This window comes from Methylomonas stagni (assembly GCF_050154735.1).
GTDB classification, from domain to species: domain Bacteria; phylum Pseudomonadota; class Gammaproteobacteria; order Methylococcales; family Methylomonadaceae; genus Methylomonas; species Methylomonas koyamae_A.
Genome location: NZ_CP189557.1, coordinates 1,514,086 through 1,531,756, shown reverse-complemented (window position 1 = coordinate 1,531,756; position 17,671 = coordinate 1,514,086). Strand labels below are relative to the sequence as shown.

The following is a 17,671-nucleotide window of genomic DNA, read 5'->3' as shown; positions in this document are numbered from 1 at the left end:
GTCATTGCTTGAATAGTGACGCGAGGCGACGGCGATAAATAAATTACCCCCAAGAGTGGGCGTCGCGATTAGAATTGCGCGCTCGCCGGCCGATGGACTGGTGATTATTTCCCGATTCAGAATAGACCTTATTCCCTATGATTCAAGAAACCGTGGTGACGACGGTCAACCGCCAGGGTCGTCCGCATATCGCACCGATGGGTATTCACGTCGCGGAAGGCGGCTTGGCGATTCTGCCGTTCAAGCCGTCGACGACACTGGACAACATCCTGGAAACCGGGGTGGCCGTCGTCAATTATTGCGACGACATACGGATTTTCGCCGGTTGCGTTACCGGTCGCCGCGATTGGCCGCTAACACCGGCCGAGCAAGTCGCGGGCATGTATTTGACCGACGCGCTGGCGCATAGCGAAGTGCGCTTGAGCCGTCTGGAAGAGGATGAACATCGCCCAAAGCTGTTTTGCGAGGCGATATACACCGCCAATCACAAACCGTTTCGCGGCTTTAACCGGGCGCAATATGCGGTGTTGGAAGCGGCGATTTTGATTAGCCGTCTGGGTATGCTGCCGTGGGAAAAAATCGATGCGGAGCTAAGTTATTTGCGGATAGGTCTCGATAAGACAGCCGGCCCGGTCGAGCGCGAAGCCTGGGCTTGGTTGATGGCGGCAATAGCCGATTTTCGCGGCAAGGAGGCTTCATGACCGGGATGTTGGCTAGCGTCGATTGCTTGGACGAAGCGTTGCTGATCGAAGCGCTGGATGTCGATATCATCGATTTGAAGCAACCGGCCAGGGGGCATTGGGTGCATTGGACGTGGCCGACGTGGCGGCGATCGTTGCAGCGCTACGAGCGGACACGGTGGTCAGTGCGACAATCGGCGATTTGCCGATGCGGCCGGATCTGGTCGGCGCGGCGGTGGCCGGGATGGCGGCCACCGGCGTCGATTACGTTAAGATCGGCCTGTTTCCGGGTGGCGACTGGTCGGGTAGCATTGCCGCCGCCGGTCGATTCGCCGATAAGCAATCCCTGATAGCGGTCCTGTTTGCCGACACTCGGCCGGATTTTTCGGTGGTTCCGCTGCTGGCGCGCGCCGGCTTTCGTGGGGTGATGCTGGACACGATGGATAAGAGCGCCGGTTCGCTGACCGATTGGCAGAGCCTCGAGCGACTCGAGCGGTTTTTGAGCTTGGCGCGCGAGCACGCGCTGCTGACGGGCTTGGCCGGATCGTTGCGATTGGCGGACGTGCCCGGTTTATTGCCGTTGGCGGCGGACTATCTGGGCTTCCGCGGCGCCTTATGCCGGCAACACAACCGGGTGGCGGCGTTGGATCCGGCTCGTATTGATGCAATACGCGCGCTATTTTCCGGAGTCTAGGTTGGCGGATGCGTCGATTGCGGTCCGGCTTGAGTGGTCGTTATCGGTGTACCGCGAGTCCTAGCCGAACGTTTTTGCTGGTGTAATCAACCACCAAGACGCTATTTCGCGGATCGGAGTTGCGTTTACAGGTCGGTCGTATCGGCGATGTTTTTATGGATGAGTTTGGTGCCGATCGCGATGATCACCAGAATAAACGGAATGGCGGCCGCTTCGACCAGCGCCGGGTCGATAGGCCAGCCGGCGGCGTGCAAACCTTCGGCGATTTTACCGGTCAGGCTGGCGGCGTAGTAGGCGATCGCGACGATGGAAATGCTTTCGACCGTTTGTTGTAAGCGCAATTGCATTTTAGCGCGTAGGGCCATCGACGACAGCAATCCTTGATTTTGCCGCTCGATGATAATGTCGACCTTGGTGCGCAACAACTGGCTGGCGTTGCTGACCCGCTCCGAGACCAGGTTGAAGCGGTGCGAGAGCGAGTTGCACGTCGTCATCGCCGGATCGAGTCGCCGCTTTAAAAATTCTCCCAAGGTTTGAATGCCTTGAATTCGTACTTCGCGCAGGTCGGTCAGGCGTTGGCCGACTAGCTGGTGATAAGCGCTGGCGGCGGCGAAGCGGAACTGGTGGCTGGAAATTTGGTTTTCGACCTCCGCCGCCAAAGCGGTCAGTTCGTCCAGCAGTTTCGCGTCGTCGGCGTCGGGTTGGGTCATCGAGTTGGTGATCGCGTAGAGCTGGCGATCGGCCTTTTTAAGTTCCGGGTATTGCTTGCGGGCTATCGGGAAGGCCAACAGCGCCAGGACCCGATACACTTCAATATCGAACAAACGGTGCAGCAAGCGGCCGGCTTGCGCGGTCTTCAATTCGTGGTTGACCACCAAAAAGCGGCTGAAGCCGTCGACGTGAATTCTAAAATCGGTAAATACCGACGCGGCTCCGCCGGTCACTTTCGATCCGGCGACGGCATTGCCGACGAAGTAAGCGGTCAGTGGCGACAAGTCCGTTTCGTCTTGATACCGAATTTCTTCCGCCGAGACCACGGCGGCGTGCGCGGCGACGATGGTTTGGCCGCCGATTCGGGCCAGCCAGTCCACCGGCACTTTACTCAAAGCCGGGTCCTCGAAGGGTTCATCGGTGGCATCGTAAGCGTAAAACGTATACGTGCTGAATTCGCCGTGCTGCTCCCAACTCATCTGAAAAGCATCGAAACTGGCGCTGAAATGATCGGCGTCGTTGCCTGGCGGAATGACGCCGAAACGTTCGCACAGCGCTTTCAGGTGCGGGCGTTCCAGGATTTTTTCGTCGTTCGACAAGGTCAGCGCTAGGTAACTGGCCCTCACCGGCAGGCGCGGAATCGACGATGCCCGGGCATGGACTTCGTTGTGCAGCACGAAGCGTTGCGGATGGTTTTGCGGGATTTGAAATAGCTTGGCCACGAGATCTGTAATAAAAGTCGAAGTGTTTAGGCAAGGTTGGTAGCCATTTTACTCGGAATTCGCCGGCTCAATGCGTTCAGCCTAACCGGCTGGCCCTTTGAGGGAACTGAGCTGCGTCAACAAGCAATCTGGCGCTGGCAATTTGCTTGAGCTGAATATTCTCAGTACATGCAAGCGAGCCGTTGTAGTTCGGTGTCGGTTTTGCCGAATGGCAGCAGGGAGATGCCAGCCAAATTTCACGCGCACATCGATTGATTGCGTGAAGCAAAGCTCGGATGCCGAAACAAGCATGCCCTAATATTAAGCCTATACTGCTTATTGTTACTTTTGCGGAAACAATTAATCAATATCCAGCGGTATTGTGTAATTTTCTATCGGCGATATAGTGGAATCGTATTCACTCATCGACCGAAATACGGTTTAGGAGGCAAAATGACAATTCCGAAAATTGGAAAACCCGGCCCGGCTATCGGACTTTTGGCATCGGCAGGCGTATTAGCGGGTTTACCTTTAGAGTTCGTAGTGTCCGCGTTGTTATTTGCTGCGGTTATTCGCGGTAGCGTCTACATGATCGATCGGGCGATTCAAGGCGACCCGAACACCTAAAGAGCGTTATCGGCTCAAATCCAAGTGGTTTAGGTCTTGTTTTACAGCGGATTCGGTTGATCCGCTGTAAAACGCCGTAAGTTTGCGTTCCGAGTTTTACCTTTGGAACGATTTCGAAAAGTCAATCGGCCAATTCCAATGCCGGCGCGTCGTTTTGAGGACCTCCGCAATCAATATCAGTTGAGCGCTTAATTGCGGCATCGCCGGGACTTTCCAGGTCGTACTGATCAATTTGGCTAGCAAATTGCGCAGCCACCGTTCGTCCGAGCACGCGTGGCAAATAATGAAGCGGTAAGGCTCTCCGTCATGAAATACTGAAAAATCCTCCAGACACAGCTCCAGCGAGTCTTTTTCGCCATATGGGCGCTTCTTAAGGCGGATTGTTCCGCCAACTAAATCGAGCTTGAATTCGGCTAATCCGACGATACCTTTTAGCATCTAGTTGGCGGCCATACCGGCAACAGATTGGGAGGCGTTGGCCGTTCGTATTAAAAGGGATTTTAGGCCTGTACTCGGATTTTTAGGGGAGTCAAAAATACCGAATCCTCCTGGTTTTGCTTGCGGGTCTGCGATTCGGCTCAACCTAACCACCGAGCCTATATCCGGGGGCACTCGGCTCGCTACGCCAGGATTAAATTCTTGAAATTTAAGATAGCTTTATCTCTCGCCAATTCGACGCGTCGTCGAGATCGCAGCGTTGTGTTTGTATTGCTTATCTAAAAAACGCTAGGCAAGGTCGTCCGATTTGGGTAGAATGGGCGCTTTAAGTTTGGCTGCGGTTAATCAGATTCGAAAGTTCGGCTGGTTCTTACGTATCTCAAATCTTATGGCCGAAAACATTGCCCAGGTAGCTCAGTCGGTAGAGCAGAGGACTGAAAATCCTCGTGTCGACAGTTCGATTCTGTCCCTGGGCACCACGTTCCGGTTGGTGGATCTCGAAAGCCCCTTTTAGGGGTTTTTTGTTTTGTGGGTCTTCGAAATGGCGAAGCTCGCAAGTTCTTGGTTGTTTATGGAAGAGCCTGAGGCTCTTTTTTTTGGGTTTGAAAAGGTTAGGCGGTCATGAAGCAAGCTCCCGAACATTTGGTCGAGTTGATAGAGCCGATTGTCGAAGGTCTTGGCTACGAGTGCGTGGGCATCGAATACAATCCGCATCCTCAGCACGGCATGCTGCGCATCTACATTGATAGCGAAAACGGGATTTTATTGGACGATTGCAGCAAAGTCAGTCATCAGGTCAGCGGCGCATTGGATGTCGAGGACCCGATACAAGGCAATTATCAATTGGAAGTTTCGTCGCCCGGCGCGGATCGGCCGTTTTTCAAGCTAAATCAATTCGAGCGCTACATCGGCAGCAGCGTTCAGGTCGCATTGTTCAAGCCGATAGACAAACGCCGCCGGATCACCGGGGAAATCAAGGCGGTCGAGGGCGACGCTGTCGTGTTACGGGAAGGCGAACGTTTAATCGCCATTCCGTTTCACACGATGAGTAAGGCGCGCTTGGTACCCGAATATTTACTGAATAAAGGAGGTCGCAATGGCAAATAAAGAAATTTTACTGGTGGCGGATGTTTTCGCTAACGAAAAAGACATAGACAAGGAGTTGATCTTTCAAGCCATTGAATCCGCTCTGGAAGCGGCGACCGTCAAACGTTACGAAAACCCGGTCAAGGCGCGGGTGGAAATCAATCGCCACACCGGCGACTATACGACTTACCGGCGTTGGCAGGTGGTCGAGGCGAACCCGGATATTAACGGCGACGTCGAGCATCCGGGCTGGCAAATCCTGTTGGAAGCCGCTCAGATCGAAGAGCCGAATATACAAATTGGCGACTACGTCGAGGAAGAAGTCGAATCGGTGGAGTTCTGCCGGATCGCCGCGCAGACCGCCAAACAGGTCATTATTCAAAAAGTTCGCGAAGCCGAGCGCCGCAAGATCGTCGAAGCCTACGAAGACCGGGTTGGGGAATTGGTGACCGGCATTGTCAAACGCGTCGAAAAAGGCAGCGTTTACTTGGACTTGGGCGGTCACGTCGAAGCCTATATTGCCCGCGAAGACATGATTCCCAAGGAACCGGTCCGAATGGGCGACCGGGTGCGCGGTTACTTGAAGGCCGTTCGTTCCGAACAGCGCGGTCCGCAATTGTTTGTTAGCCGTACCGCGCCGGAGTTGTTGATTGCGCTATTCCGGCTGGAAGTGCCGGAAGTCAGCGAAGGCTTGATCGACATTTTGGCGGCCGCCCGCGATCCGGGATCGCGGGCCAAAATCGCGGTCCGCGCCAACGACCCGCGGCTGGACCCGGTTGGTGCCTGCGTCGGCATGCGCGGCTCTCGGGTACAGGCTATTTCCAACGAATTGGCCGGCGAACGGGTCGATATCATTCTCTGGAACGCCAACGAGGCTCAATTCGTCATCAACGCCATGGCACCGGCCGAGATTCAATCGATCGTCGTCGACGAGGATAAACACAGCATGGATGTGGCGGTCGCCACCGACAGCCTGTCGCAGGCTATCGGGCGCGGCGGCCAGAATGTGCGCTTGGCCTCCGAGTTGACTGGCTGGGAGCTGAACATTATCGACGCCGCTCAGTTCGGCAAAAGCCACGACGAAGAAGCGGCCAAATCCAAGCAATTGTTTATGGAGCAACTGGATGTGGACGAAGAGATCGCCACGGTTTTGGTCGAAGTCGGTTTGAACAACATCGAAGAGATTGCCTACATCCCGGTCGAGGAAATGTTGGAAATCGACGGTTTCGACGAAGAATTGGTCGAGGCGCTGCGCAGTCGGGCCAAGGACGCCTTGTTGATCAGCGCGATCGCGTCGGAAGAAAAAATCGAAACCGCCGAGCCTAGCGAGGAATTGCTGGCGATGGAGGGCATGGACGAAGAGTTGGCTCGCGAAATGGCGGCCAAGGGCATTGTCACGTTGGACGATCTGGCCGAACAGGCCATCGACGATATCATCGGCTTTGCCGGCATGGACGAAGAACGTGCTGGTAAACTAATCATGAAGGCCCGCGAATCTTGGTTCGCAGAGGACAAGGGCTGAGACGGGAGGACACTATGAGCGATAAAACAGTTAGAGAGTTGGCGGAGGTTGTCGGCATACCTCTGGAGCGTTTCTTGGAACAGCTTAAGGAAGCCGGATTGAGCGCCAGTGATCCCGACGACGTGATAGACGACCAGGAAAAATTCAAGTTGCTGGCTCATTTACGCAAACGCCACGGTAAAGCGGAAACCGATCCGGAGGCCGCCGCGCCTAAGCGCATCACCCTGAAGCGCAGCACCAAAACCGAATTGAAGCAGGCTTCGCCGCCGGGCAGTGCCGTAAAGACCGTCAGCGTGGAGGTCCGTAAGCAAAAAACTTACATTAAGCGCAGCGAAGCGCATGTCAGCGATGACCAAAAAGAGGCCGAACGCGCCAAACTGGCGTTGGATGAGCAGAAAAAGCGCTTGGCGGAGGAAGAAGAGCGTCGTCGCCAGCAGCAGGCCTTAAAAGCCCAACCGGCCGGCGACGCCAGTCAGCCGGTGGAAGTCGCGCCGACTATCGTCGAGGAAGCCGCTCCGGTGGTTGCCGTCTCGCCCGCCATCGAGGTGTCCGCCGAAAAACCGGAAGCGGAAATCGTCGTCGAGCCTGTTCAACCGAAAGCCGAAAGCCCGGTCGTTGAATTGACCGAGGAACAGCGTCTGGAAAAAGAGAAGAAAGAGCGTCTCGAAGCGGCGGTGCAGCGCAACGCCGAAAAGGTCAAGAAAAAGGCCGAAGCCAAGCAGCAACAAACACTGCACAAGAAAAAGGCCGAATTCAAGCCGACCCGCGGCACCGTTCCGGAAGTCGATGTCGATAGCGCGCGTAGCGGCGATCCGCGACGCGGCAAGGGTAAAAAGGCCAAGCCGCAACCCAAGCGCGACAAATCCGATTTCGAGCCGGATATTCAGGCTCGCCATAAGTTCGAAAAACCGGTGGCGCCGACGGTCTACGAAGTGACAATTCCCGAGACTATCATCGTGTCCGATCTGGCGCAAAAGATGAACGTCAAGGCGGCCGAAGTCATCAAGCATTTGATGAAATTGGGCATCATGACCACGATCAACCAAACCATCGATCAGGAAACGGCGGTGATCTTGGTTGAGGAAATGGGGCATAAGCCGATCATGCAAAGCGAGGACGATTTCGAGAAAGAAATGCTCGCGGAAGTGATGGCCGAGTCCGACGAAGTCAAAGTGGTCGGCAGGGCGCCCATCGTTACCATCATGGGCCACGTAGACCACGGTAAAACGTCGTTGCTCGATTACATTCGGAAAACCCGCGTCGCCGCCGGCGAAGCGGGCGGTATCACTCAGCATATCGGTGCTTATCAGGTTAGAACCGATCACGGCGCGGTCACCTTCCTGGATACGCCGGGCCATGCCGCGTTCACCGCGATGCGGGCGCGCGGCGCCGAAGTCACCGACATCGTGATCGTGGTGGTGGCCGCCGACGACGGCGTGATGCCGCAAACCAAGGAAGCGATCGAGCATGCTCGCGCCGCTAACGTGCCTATTATCGTGGCACTGAATAAGATCGATAAAAACGAAGCCAACCCGGATCGGGTCATGCAAGAGTTGGCGACGCTGAACGTGGTGCCGGAAGAGTGGGGCGGCGACGTGCAGTTCCTGAAAGTATCGGCAAAAACCGGGGTCGGTATCGACGATTTGATCGAAGCCTTAATCGTGCAAGCCGAGGTGCTGGAATTAACGGCGCCTAAAGAAGGCGTTGCGTCCGGGGTTTGTATCGAATCGCGGCTGGATAAGGGGCGCGGCGCGGTGGCGACGGTGCTGATCCAGAAAGGTACGCTGAATAAAGGCGACTTCGTGCTGTGCGGTCACGAATACGGCCGGATTCGGGCCATGTTCGACGAAAACGCCCACGCCATCAAAACCGCCGGACCGAGTACGCCGGTTGAGATTCTGGGTCTTTCCGGAACGCCGGATGCCGGCGACGAGTTGCTGGTTGTGCAAAACGAACGGGTGGCCCGCGAATTGGCGGCCCACCGCGAGGAACGCAAGAAATCCAGCCGCCACGCGGCGATGGGTGCTTCCAAGCTGGACGACGTATTCTCACGGATGACCGCCGGCGAAACGTCGACATTGAACGTGGTGATCAAAACCGACGTGCAGGGCAGTTTGGAAGCGTTGCGCGAATCGTTGGTAGGTTTGTCGACCGACGAAGTTCAAGTCAAATGCATCTTCGGCGGCGTTGGCGGCATCAACGAGGGCGATGCCAATTTGGCGCTGGCGTCCAATGCGATTCTGATCGGTTTCAACGTGCGGGCGGATGCGGTGGCGCGTAAGCTGATCGAAGAAAAAGACATCGATCTGCATTACTACAGCATCATTTACGAAGCGATCGACGAAGTGAAACGCGCGATCAGCGGCATGCTGGCGCCGGATATTCAAGAGAAAATCGTCGGCTTGGCCGAAGTGCGCGACGTGTTCCGCTCGCCGAAATTCGGCGCGGTCGCCGGATGTATGGTCATCGACGGTTTCGTCAAGCGCAATCTGCCGATTCGGGTGTTGCGGAACAACGTGGTCATTTACGAAGGCCAGTTGGAATCTTTGCGCCGCTTCAAGGACGACGTCACTGAAGTCAAGATGGGCATGGAATGCGGCATCGGCGTGAAAAACTACAATGATGTGCAAAACGGCGATCAGATCGAAGTGTTCGAGCGTATCGAAGTCAGACGGGAAATCTAAATGGCGAGAGAATACGGCCGCAGCCAGCGGGTTGCCTCGGAAATGCAGAAGGAACTGGCGGCGATTTTGCAGCGCGACGTCAAGGATACTCGCCTGGGTTTCGTGACGATCAACGATGTCGAGCTGTCCAAGGATCTGGCGGTGGCTAAAGTGTATATCACGGTGTTGAACGGCGACGACGCGGCCAAGCTCGCCAACGTCAAGGTATTGAATGAAATCTCGCCGTTCATTCGCCACGAGTTGGCGAAGCGGATGCGGCTCAGGCATATATCCGAGCTGCATTTTTATTACGATCATTCCTTCGACACCGGTATGCGCGTCGCGGAATTGCTGCATGATCTGGAAGGGCGGCAGGACGAGGGCGATGCGCCTGTCGTCGGCAAGCCTGGGGACGAGTAATGGCAAAACGCAAGTCCGGGCGCGACGTGCACGGCATCGTCTTGCTCGATAAACGCCAGGGCGTGTCGTCGAATAAGGCCTTGCAGGAAGTCCGGCATTTGTTGAATGCCAACAAGGCTGGCCACACCGGCGCGCTGGACCCGTTGGCGACCGGATTGTTGCCGCTTTGTTTCGGCGAAGCCACCAAGGTGTCCGGCATGCTTCTCGACGACGACAAACGCTATACGGTATCGATGCGGCTGGGCGTGATGACCGACACCGGCGACAGCGACGGTAACATCGTTGCCGAAATGCCGGTTCCGGTGTTTAGCGAAGCGGTGTTACAAGCCGCCTTGCTCCGCTTTACCGGTGCGATAGACCAGGTCCCGCCGATGTATTCGGCGTTGAAGCATAACGGTCGGAAGCTTTACGAGCTGGCGCGCGAAGGCTTGACGATAGAACGCAAGGCGCGGCCGGTTTCGATTTATGCGCTGACACTATTGGCGGCTAGCGATCGGGAATTGACATTGGACGTGGTTTGCTCGAAGGGAACTTACATTCGTTCCTTGGTCGAGGATCTGGGGCAAGAGTTAGGCAGCTGCGCGACCGTGATTGCATTGCGCCGAACCGAAGCCGGATTGTTTCGTTTGGCGCAAGCCTACACGTTTGAGCAATTGCAGGCCATGAGCAGCGAGCAGCTTCAAGCGGTTTTGATCGCGCCGGACGAGCCATTGCGCGGCGTGCCGGCGCTAGCCTTGGCCGCTGAGGAGGCTGGTCGGATACGGCAGGGACAACAAATAGAAGTCGGCGGCGGCCAGCCGGGGCCGGTGAGAATCTACGGTCCCGAAACCTTTTTGGGGTTGGGCGAAATTCTATTGAATGGTAAACTAGCGCCTAGAAAACTGTTTCTGATGGATGATCGAAATGCTTGATTATCCTCGAAAACCGCGTACGCTCCTACACCCTATTGTGGAAGCGGCGCATCTTCGCCATCGTCCGATGGCATTCTTTTAATTGATTAATCGATAGGGATTAAAATGGCATTAACCGCAGAACAAAAGAAAGCAGTCGTCGAAGAATATCGTTTGTCGGATTCCGACACCGGTTCCACCGAAGTTCAGGTGGCTTTGTTGACCGCGAACATCAACCAGTTGACACCGCACTTTGCCGCTCACAAAAAAGACAACCATTCGCGTCGCGGTCTGTTGCGCATGGTTAACCAACGCCGCAAATTGCTGGATTATCTGAAAGAAACCGATGTGGCCCGCTACCGCTCCTTGATCGAGCGTCTGGGCATTCGTAAGTAATACCGCCCGGAAGAAACGGCGTGTCGAACGCCGTTTCTTTTTTAGGCACATTTCAGCACAACCTTTAAAAAAAGGAACCTTATAGTGAATCCTATCAGGAAACAATTTCAGTACGGGGATCGTCTCGTCACGCTAGAAACCGGCGAAATCGCCCGCCAAGCCAACGGCGCGGTGATCATTGATGTAGAGGGCACCACCCTGCTGGTGACTGTGGTCGGTAAAAAGGAAAGTAGCGGCGGCGACTTTTTTCCATTGACAGTGGACTACCAAGAGAAAGCCTTTGCCGCGGGCAAAATTCCCGGCGGCTTTTTCAAACGCGAAGGCCGTCCCAGCGAAAACGAAACCCTGATCTCGCGCTTGATCGATCGACCGATTCGCCCATTGTTTCCCGAAGGCTTTACTAACGAAGTACAAATCATCGCGACGGTATTGTCGCTGAACCCGGAGATAGACACCGAAGCGCCGGCGATTATCGGCGCATCCGCCGCGTTGGCGGTTTCGGGCCTACCGTTCAACGGCCCGCTGGGTGCCGCGACTATCGGCTATATCGACGGTCAATACGTGTTGAACCCGACCTTGCCGCAACTGAAGGAATCGCGCTTGCGTCTGATGGTGGCCGGCACCCAAAAAGCCGTGTTGATGGTGGAATCGGAAGCCGATTTGTTGCCGGAAGACGTGATGCTGGGCGCGGTATTGTTCGGTCATGAGCAAATGCAGGTCGCGATTAATGCGATCAACGAACTGGCCGCCGAAGTCGCTACGCCGGCCATGAACTGGGCGGCGCCCGCCGACAACGAGGCCTTGAAAGCCGCCGTTGCCGCCGAAGCCGAAGCGCAAATCAAAGCCGCCTACCAAATTCCCGAGAAACTAGTCAGACAAGACGCCTTGAGCGCGATCCGCGCGGCCGTCGTCGAAAAATTGACCGCCGACGCTCTGTTTGCCGAAAAAGACATACGCGACGTTATCGAGACCTTGGAATACAACGTCGTTCGCGGAGCGATTCTGAACGACCGCACCCGTATCGACGGCCGCGATTTGACCACGGTCAGACCGATCACGATTCGTACCAGCGTATTGCCGAGAACCCACGGTTCGGCACTGTTCACCCGCGGCGAAACCCAAGCCTTGGTCGTCGCGACCCTGGGTACCGAGCGCGACGCGCAAATCATCGACGCACTCGCGGGCGAATACAAGGATACCTTCCTGTTCCACTACAACTTTCCGCCGTTCAGCGTTGGCGAGACCGGCCGCACCGGTTCGCCCAAACGCCGCGAAATCGGTCACGGCCGCCTGGCCAAGCGCGGCGTGCAAGCCGTGACGCCCACGATCGGCGAATTCCCCTACGTGATTCGCGTGGTTTCGGAAATCACCGAATCGAACGGCTCCAGCTCGATGGCGTCGGTGTGCGGTAGCAGTTTGGCGCTGATGGACGCTGGCGTCCCATTGAAAGCCCCGGTCGCCGGTATCGCGATGGGTTTGATCAAGGAAGGCGATCAATTCGCCGTGTTGTCCGATATTCTGGGCGACGAAGATCATTTGGGCGACATGGACTTTAAAGTGGCCGGTTCCGAAACCGGCATTACCGCGCTGCAAATGGACATCAAGATCGACGGCATTACCCCGGAAATCATGAAAGTCGCGCTGGATCAAGCCAAGCAAGGCCGCCTGCACATCTTGGGCGAAATGAACAAAGCCTTGTCCACTTCGCGCACCCAAATGTCGGACTTCGCGCCGCGCATCATCACCTTCAAGATCGATCCGTCCAAAATCCGCGAAGTGATCGGTAAGGGCGGCGTGACGATACGGGCGATCACCGAGCAAACCGGCGCTAGCGTCGATTTGACCGACGACGGTACCGTGAATATCGCTTCGGTCGATAAAGCCGCCGGTGAAGAAGCCAAGCGCATGATCGAGGAAATCACCGCCGAGGTCGAAGTCGGTAAGACTTACGAAGGTAAAGTCGTTCGGTTGATGGATTTCGGCGCATTCGTGACGATACTGCCCGGTAAGGACGGCTTGGTACACATCTCGCAAATTTCGGAAGAACGCGTCGAAAAAGTCAGCGACAAATTGTCGGAAGGCGATGTAGTAAAAGTCAAAGTGCTGGAAATCGACCGCCAAGGCCGGGTGCGTTTGAGCATGAAAGAAGTCGATAACGCTTGATCTTCACGCGTTAAACGATAAGAAAAGGGCCGCGAGGCCCTTTTTTGTGCTCCGAGACCGGCGTGCGTTCACCTGTATTCGGACACTAAAGCTTACTCGGCGATGGCAGCATTCAGGTTGACCGTTCAGGTTTAGAATTGCCGAACATATTCGCCGCGCGACTCCTAAGACGGCGAATGACCAGGGCCGCCCCCGCGTTAGCCGGTAAACTGAACGCTTAGGGTCCTAGCGTGGTTGGAACGCGTTATTCTGGATTATCCGGCGGCGCGGCACGCTAGATAGTGTTACGGTGTTAACCGCGATTGCGTCAGTCGGTAGGCCTTGAGTGAGTATTCCAATTAATACCGCCGCTGATTCCGAGTTGAAAACCGCAGTCGTTCCGTTCGCCATGCCGCCACCGGTTCCGATTCATACCCGACCAGATTTTGAATGCCTTGGATTGGCCAAAACCTGTCATTGACTAGTCGCAATTCCAAGGGCAAATTTTGGAACTAAAGCGGACCGTCGCCTTTACTGCCATGCACCTCTTCAGACCGAACAACTGATTGGCATTGCTTAGCCAACTTATCCCTAGCTACCGATACTACAGGACTTAACTAAAATTGGCCGGCACATTCACATCGACCTTATATAATTATGTGCGACTGATTTCGTTCACTAAGGAGAGTCAAGCCATGCTAGAGCGCAGCGGACAATTAAGACGCAGAGAATCAGATCGCGTCGAGGACGATCTTTACAAGACATTTTCCACCCCGCATTGCCATCATTGTCTGCAAAGCTGGGATGAAAATGAACTGTTACTGGATAGCCAAAGACAACTGATTTATATCTCGCCACAAGCCATCGACATCATCAAACAACACCCCAAGCTATTTACCCTGTCACCGGGATTTAGACTACTCAACCCGCAACACGCCGCCAAACTGGAAAACTTCGGTACCGGCAAAACCCACGAATCCGAGCCGCTTTGTCTGTTGCTGGAAAATGACCAGGAACCGCAAAGAATCCTGTTGAGCTGCCACCAATTACCCAAGCCGTCAACCAGTATTCCCCACGCCGCCCGCTATCTGCTTAAGCTGCATTATTTCTGTCATTTTCAATCCCTGAAATGGCAGCAGTTCATTCGCCAATACACCCTGACCCGCGCCGAAATCCGCCTATGTAAAAGTCTGGTGGAAGGATTAACGCTGACTGAGTACAGCGCCCAGTGGAATATCACCACTGGTACGGCGCGTAGCCAATTGCATGGCGTGTTAGGGAAAACTGGGACGAGACGGCAGGCGGATTTGTTACGGGTGATTTATTTGTTTACTCAGGGGTAGGTGACTGGTTTTGTCTATCAGTTGGTAGATGTGGCGGTTTAAGCTCACTGATAACCTGAAATTGCGGTTTGTGGACGGTAGGTGTGATTAGTTTAACGTAATCAGACGAACGAATCAGTTCGGGGGCTTAAACCGGGTGGTCTATTCAACCCGCTCATTAGGTTTGTATTAACTTAAAACAGGTTTGAAAGGTTCGGAACGGGGAATATTCCCCTTTCTGCTCAGGAGTAAATTCTATCGGAGGGTAATCTATGATCAAGCGAGAATGCAGTTTTTTCTTATCGGCTATTTTTCTTTTGATTGCATTAACGAGTCAAGCGCATGCGCTGGAGGCTGTGGGCCCAGTAGCTAAAGGCACTGATGTGCCGCTCCCTATTGTGGAGGGTTTCGAGTGTACCGTAAAGGCACCGGGTGGTTTTGAATGTTCAATAAAAGCAGAAAAAGTATGGGGCTTTAAGCTGACTCCAACAGAGGTTGAGGACTTTACTAAATGGATCACATCAACTCTGAAGGGATTTGGTCTGTTGTCTGACAATTCTAAGATACCTGGCGACTTTAAAAGCTTTGAGGTGGATTCGCCATTAATCAGTACGATAAATCAAGACGGTACGGTAACCGTTGCTCCTATATCTCCAATTGATACCCCGCAAGATTTACTGGTATTCGGAGGGTTTTCAATCGAACTTCCAAGTGGATATAGTTACACTGGTATTCAAATTGAAGGGACGGCCCAGGGTTCTTCAGGTTTCACAGAAGCTCTAGGTTTTAGTTCCATTCCCGTCCCAACGGCAGTGCCATTACCTGGCGCGATGTGGTTATTTAGCGCAGGAGTACTAGGTTTATTTCGCCTTTCTCGCCGTAAATTCGTAAGCGCCTTATAAACTCCATCATTGATTTCACAAACAGAGCGTTACGGGTTTGTTAGGTTATTGAATTGTTGAAAGTCCGTAAGCCCGTAAGTCGGATTCGCTTCAGGTAATCCAACATAGTTTTACAGTTTTCTTCGGGAAACCTACAAGGTTAGAGCTGGAGGTATTCCCCATCCCGCTCAGGAGCTCCTAACAGGCTGTTGAAATTTGCCGATATACCTTCGGTTTCGACGCCATTTTCCGAAGCACCGGGTGGTCTGGAAGCCTGATTGGGCCTCAAAAACCGGTTTTAGCCGGTTATATTCACCCCGAAGGGGGTCAATTCCGCCTTTGGGCGGATTTCAGGCGTACTAGCGCCTAGGCGGTCGTGTAACGCCAGCCGAAAATGGCGCCCATCCGCGTTAGGTTATAGGCCGCAAACGTAAAAATCGTTTGCGCGGCGACTTTCTTCAAACCCCGGAACTTGGTTTGCCGTAGCGGACCGACGGTCTTGGCCCAGCCGAAGACCTCTTCGATCCGCTTGCGGATTTTGAGGCTTTTGCGGTAGCCGTCGTGTCGGGTGGTGCGGCCGTCGATGGCCGAGCCTTTGTCCTTGCTGGCGACATGCGGGGTCACCTTGCGCTGGCGTAGATTGGCGACAAAGTCTTGGGTGTCATAGTTTTTATCGGCACCCAAGGTCGCGCCCGGCTTGTGGATCGTACGCTTGACCATGGTTTGAGCCGCTTCGCGTTCCGCTGTTCCCTTGGCCTGAGTGACTTCGACATCGACCACCAGGCCGTTACGGTTTTCCATCAAAGCATGACCAAGAAATGCCAACTGCGATTTGTCGCCCTCGCTCTTTTTGTACAGCCGCGCATCGGGATCGGTACGTGATACGTGAGTCTCGTTACTGCGCTTCTCGCCCTTGAAGTTGACCGTGGGATTACGGCCGCCGTCTTCCGGCGGAGGGGTCGAGCCGTCTTTTTTGACGAAACTCTTGTGCGAGGCCCAGGCCTGAATCAGCGTACCGTCCACGGAAAAATGTTCGTCGGACAGCAACTTTTGCCAGTCCGCCAAGGCCAACACCCGTTCGAAAAACAAACGACTGATGCGCTCGTTCAGCAAGCGGTCGCGGTTGGCGCTGAAGGTGGAGTGGTCCCACACGGCGTCATCCATGGTCAAGCCAACGAACCAGCGGTAAAGCAGATTGAAGTCGATATGCTCCACTAACTGCCGCTCCGAGCGGATGGACAACAAGACTTGCAGCAGGCTGGCGCGTAACAGGCGCTCCGGCGGGGAATCCCGGCCGCGACGGGCGTAGAGCGCATCGAACTCGTCATCCAATGTGGCCAGCAACAGATCGACCACTTTGCGCAGCTTGCGGAGCGGATGTTTTTTGGAATCCGTTCTTCCAGGGTTCGGTAACTGAACAGTTCTTCTTGGGTAATGTCGGCGCCGCGCATGGATTCGATGGAATATGTGGAAAACAAAAGCATTTTGCCATTTATAACAACGTGTTATGAATATATCCAGCACCTAACTCAACGAATCAATGCGGCTTGCGGGGGAGATAAAATCAACAGCCTGTTAACGGATTGAAATGCGTGGAGTAGATGCGGTTTGCCAAGCGCTTACACAAGATCGTCAACGTCAGCCAGATCGAAACCTATCATCCGGTGATTTGGGGTGGCGACAAGGTCAAGCTGCATTACGCCAAGGCCGAGGATTTGCGGGAATATTTGAATCTGGTGGCTATCCGGGGCGAGGTGGTGGTGCAGTTTTGGCTGAGGCCGGGGGATGAGGCGGTGGAGTTGAAGTTTGAAGGTGGTGGAAAAGCATCAACTCCGAAGATGTTAGAGCGAATTTTTAACTAAACTAATGGGTAAAAAATGTACTTTTTGGATATGTAATTTCTATAAATTTGTCGATATCTTCAATAGTCGGATTCTTTTCGGTGACCCAGTCGACAATTTTATTAGCGTCTGCACTGGTTATTTCTGGAATATTTACCACTCTATGCTGTCTATCTTGCTTGTAATGTGGGTCGATGTCATGACAACTATAACAATTTGAGTGATCAGATCCCCATTTAGGACCACCAACTCGAACAGCTGCGTAAAGAATCTTTGCTTTAGTTTCTGATATGCCTGAAGCTCGATTAGCATAGTAAAAAATACGATGCACATCTTTCCAAGGCTCAGTTTTAATATCGCAGTACTGGTCATGAATTACTGCGGCCTCTCGGTATTGTCCATCAAATGGACCACCAACAATGGACCAAAATACTTTGGGTATAGATGCCCCATCTGTTTCATAACCTTTAGGAGCAATCCATTGTTTACCGCTTGGATCAACATATACAAAATCCTCCAATAACTTCATTCTCCTTTCCGATTCATCTCCTCTTACCCATTCAACTTTTATACTATTTTCGAAGTGTCCAAAGTTCATTGGTTTTGAACAGCCTACCAACAGAAACAAAATTAACGAAAAACGGATCAACATATTTC

The 17,671-nt window shown here is 54.0% G+C and carries 15 protein-coding genes, 1 tRNA gene and 2 pseudogenes; 14 read left to right on the top strand and 4 right to left on the bottom strand.

Features of this window, described 5'->3' with window-relative positions; all coding sequences use genetic code 11:
- Window positions 1-137 precede the first annotated feature (137 nt).
- Together ACP4CD_RS07245 and ACP4CD_RS07240 are read left to right on the top strand one after the other, a co-directional pair.
- The gene (locus tag ACP4CD_RS07245) at window positions 138-701 is read left to right on the top strand and encodes a DUF447 domain-containing protein (protein WP_426994091.1); all 564 of its coding nucleotides are present in this window, start codon (window positions 138-140) and stop codon (window positions 699-701) included.
- A pseudogene (locus ACP4CD_RS07240) lies at window positions 698-1,374 on the top strand ((5-formylfuran-3-yl)methyl phosphate synthase). Before ACP4CD_RS07245 ends, ACP4CD_RS07240 begins: the two are co-directional and overlap by 4 nt.
- Before the next feature lie 125 nt (window positions 1,375-1,499).
- On the opposite strand, the gene ACP4CD_RS07235 reads toward ACP4CD_RS07240, so the two are convergent.
- A complete protein-coding gene (locus tag ACP4CD_RS07235; RefSeq protein ID WP_064031757.1) occupies window positions 1,500-2,807 on the bottom strand; it encodes a DUF3422 family protein in 1,308 nt (435 codons plus the stop codon).
- A 432-nt stretch (window positions 2,808-3,239) separates the two neighbouring features.
- Here ACP4CD_RS07235 and ACP4CD_RS07230 point away from each other — a divergent pair, with 432 nt between their 5' ends.
- Complete coding sequence (locus ACP4CD_RS07230; RefSeq protein WP_157198016.1) at window positions 3,240-3,413, top strand: hypothetical protein; 174 nt, start codon at window positions 3,240-3,242, stop codon at window positions 3,411-3,413.
- 96 nt (window positions 3,414-3,509) lie between these two features.
- Here ACP4CD_RS07230 and ACP4CD_RS07225 read toward each other — a convergent pair whose 3' ends face one another.
- Window positions 3,510-3,851: a hypothetical protein gene (locus ACP4CD_RS07225; RefSeq protein WP_426994090.1), complete on the bottom strand. Its 342-nt coding sequence runs from the start codon at window positions 3,849-3,851 to the stop codon at window positions 3,510-3,512.
- 403 nt (window positions 3,852-4,254) lie between these two features.
- Between ACP4CD_RS07225 and ACP4CD_RS07220 the strand changes: the two genes are divergently transcribed.
- The 10 genes from ACP4CD_RS07220 (at window position 4,255) to ACP4CD_RS07175 (ending at window position 15,194) form a co-directional block, all read left to right on the top strand.
- Window positions 4,255-4,330, top strand: a tRNA-Phe gene (locus tag ACP4CD_RS07220).
- Window positions 4,331-4,472: 142 nt separating this feature from the next.
- A complete protein-coding gene (gene rimP, locus ACP4CD_RS07215; RefSeq protein ID WP_064031755.1) occupies window positions 4,473-4,958 on the top strand; it encodes a ribosome maturation factor RimP in 486 nt (161 codons plus the stop codon).
- The gene (gene nusA, locus ACP4CD_RS07210; RefSeq protein WP_064031754.1) at window positions 4,948-6,459 is read left to right on the top strand and encodes a transcription termination factor NusA; all 1,512 of its coding nucleotides are present in this window, start codon (window positions 4,948-4,950) and stop codon (window positions 6,457-6,459) included. Before rimP ends, nusA begins: the two co-directional genes overlap by 11 nt.
- A 14-nt stretch (window positions 6,460-6,473) precedes the next feature.
- On the top strand, window positions 6,474-9,143 hold the full coding sequence (gene infB / locus ACP4CD_RS07205; protein ID WP_064031753.1) for a translation initiation factor IF-2: 2,670 nt from the start codon (window positions 6,474-6,476) through the stop codon (window positions 9,141-9,143).
- On the top strand, window positions 9,144-9,542 hold the full coding sequence (gene rbfA, locus ACP4CD_RS07200; protein ID WP_426994089.1) for a 30S ribosome-binding factor RbfA: 399 nt from the start codon (window positions 9,144-9,146) through the stop codon (window positions 9,540-9,542). It begins immediately after the preceding gene.
- The gene (truB, locus tag ACP4CD_RS07195) at window positions 9,542-10,453 is read left to right on the top strand and encodes a tRNA pseudouridine(55) synthase TruB (protein WP_426994088.1); all 912 of its coding nucleotides are present in this window, start codon (window positions 9,542-9,544) and stop codon (window positions 10,451-10,453) included. The genes rbfA and truB overlap by 1 nt, the downstream gene beginning before the upstream one ends.
- Window positions 10,454-10,558: 105 nt before the next feature.
- Entirely contained in the window at window positions 10,559-10,828 is a 270-nt protein-coding gene (gene rpsO / locus ACP4CD_RS07190) for a 30S ribosomal protein S15 (protein WP_064031750.1), read from the top strand.
- Between the two features lie 84 nt (window positions 10,829-10,912).
- A complete protein-coding gene (pnp, locus tag ACP4CD_RS07185; RefSeq protein WP_426994087.1) occupies window positions 10,913-12,991 on the top strand; it encodes a polyribonucleotide nucleotidyltransferase in 2,079 nt (692 codons plus the stop codon).
- Between the two features lie 674 nt (window positions 12,992-13,665).
- Window positions 13,666-14,313: a helix-turn-helix transcriptional regulator gene (locus ACP4CD_RS07180; protein WP_426994086.1), complete on the top strand. Its 648-nt coding sequence runs from the start codon at window positions 13,666-13,668 to the stop codon at window positions 14,311-14,313.
- Window positions 14,314-14,564: 251 nt separating this feature from the next.
- Window positions 14,565-15,194 carry a hypothetical protein gene (locus ACP4CD_RS07175; RefSeq protein ID WP_426994085.1) on the top strand — a complete coding sequence of 210 codons (630 nt, stop codon included), beginning with the start codon at window positions 14,565-14,567 and terminating at the stop codon, window positions 15,192-15,194.
- 345 nt (window positions 15,195-15,539) lie between these two features.
- Here the strand turns inward: ACP4CD_RS07175 and ACP4CD_RS07170 are convergent.
- A pseudogene (locus ACP4CD_RS07170) lies at window positions 15,540-16,624 on the bottom strand (IS5 family transposase).
- Window positions 16,625-16,774: 150 nt separating this feature from the next.
- On the opposite strand from ACP4CD_RS07170, the gene ACP4CD_RS07165 reads away from it, so the two are divergent.
- Window positions 16,775-17,035: a hypothetical protein gene (locus ACP4CD_RS07165; RefSeq protein WP_426994084.1), complete on the top strand. Its 261-nt coding sequence runs from the start codon at window positions 16,775-16,777 to the stop codon at window positions 17,033-17,035.
- Between the two features lies 1 nt (window position 17,036).
- On the opposite strand, the gene ACP4CD_RS07160 is transcribed toward ACP4CD_RS07165, so the two are convergent.
- On the bottom strand, window positions 17,037-17,666 hold the full coding sequence (locus ACP4CD_RS07160; RefSeq protein WP_426994083.1) for a DUF1353 domain-containing protein: 630 nt from the start codon (window positions 17,664-17,666) through the stop codon (window positions 17,037-17,039).
- Between the last annotated feature and the right edge of the window lie 5 nt (window positions 17,667-17,671).

Coding starts and splice junctions, on each gene's coding strand:
- ACP4CD_RS07245 (WP_426994091.1), top strand. CDS start 138: ATGATTCAAGAAACCGTGGTGACGACGGTCAACCGCCAGGGTCGTCCG.
- infB (WP_064031753.1), top strand. CDS start 6,474: ATGAGCGATAAAACAGTTAGAGAGTTGGCGGAGGTTGTCGGCATACCT.
- nusA (WP_064031754.1), top strand. CDS start 4,948: ATGGCAAATAAAGAAATTTTACTGGTGGCGGATGTTTTCGCTAACGAA.
- rbfA (WP_426994089.1), top strand. CDS start 9,144: ATGGCGAGAGAATACGGCCGCAGCCAGCGGGTTGCCTCGGAAATGCAG.
- rpsO (WP_064031750.1), top strand. CDS start 10,559: ATGGCATTAACCGCAGAACAAAAGAAAGCAGTCGTCGAAGAATATCGT.
- ACP4CD_RS07180 (WP_426994086.1), top strand. CDS start 13,666: ATGCTAGAGCGCAGCGGACAATTAAGACGCAGAGAATCAGATCGCGTC.
- ACP4CD_RS07165 (WP_426994084.1), top strand. CDS start 16,775: ATGCGGTTTGCCAAGCGCTTACACAAGATCGTCAACGTCAGCCAGATC.
- ACP4CD_RS07230 (WP_157198016.1), top strand. CDS start 3,240: ATGACAATTCCGAAAATTGGAAAACCCGGCCCGGCTATCGGACTTTTG.
- truB (WP_426994088.1), top strand. CDS start 9,542: ATGGCAAAACGCAAGTCCGGGCGCGACGTGCACGGCATCGTCTTGCTC.
- ACP4CD_RS07175 (WP_426994085.1), top strand. CDS start 14,565: ATGATCAAGCGAGAATGCAGTTTTTTCTTATCGGCTATTTTTCTTTTG.
- ACP4CD_RS07225 (WP_426994090.1), bottom strand. CDS start 3,851: ATGCTAAAAGGTATCGTCGGATTAGCCGAATTCAAGCTCGATTTAGTT.
- rimP (WP_064031755.1), top strand. CDS start 4,473: ATGAAGCAAGCTCCCGAACATTTGGTCGAGTTGATAGAGCCGATTGTC.
- ACP4CD_RS07160 (WP_426994083.1), bottom strand. CDS start 17,666: ATGTTGATCCGTTTTTCGTTAATTTTGTTTCTGTTGGTAGGCTGTTCA.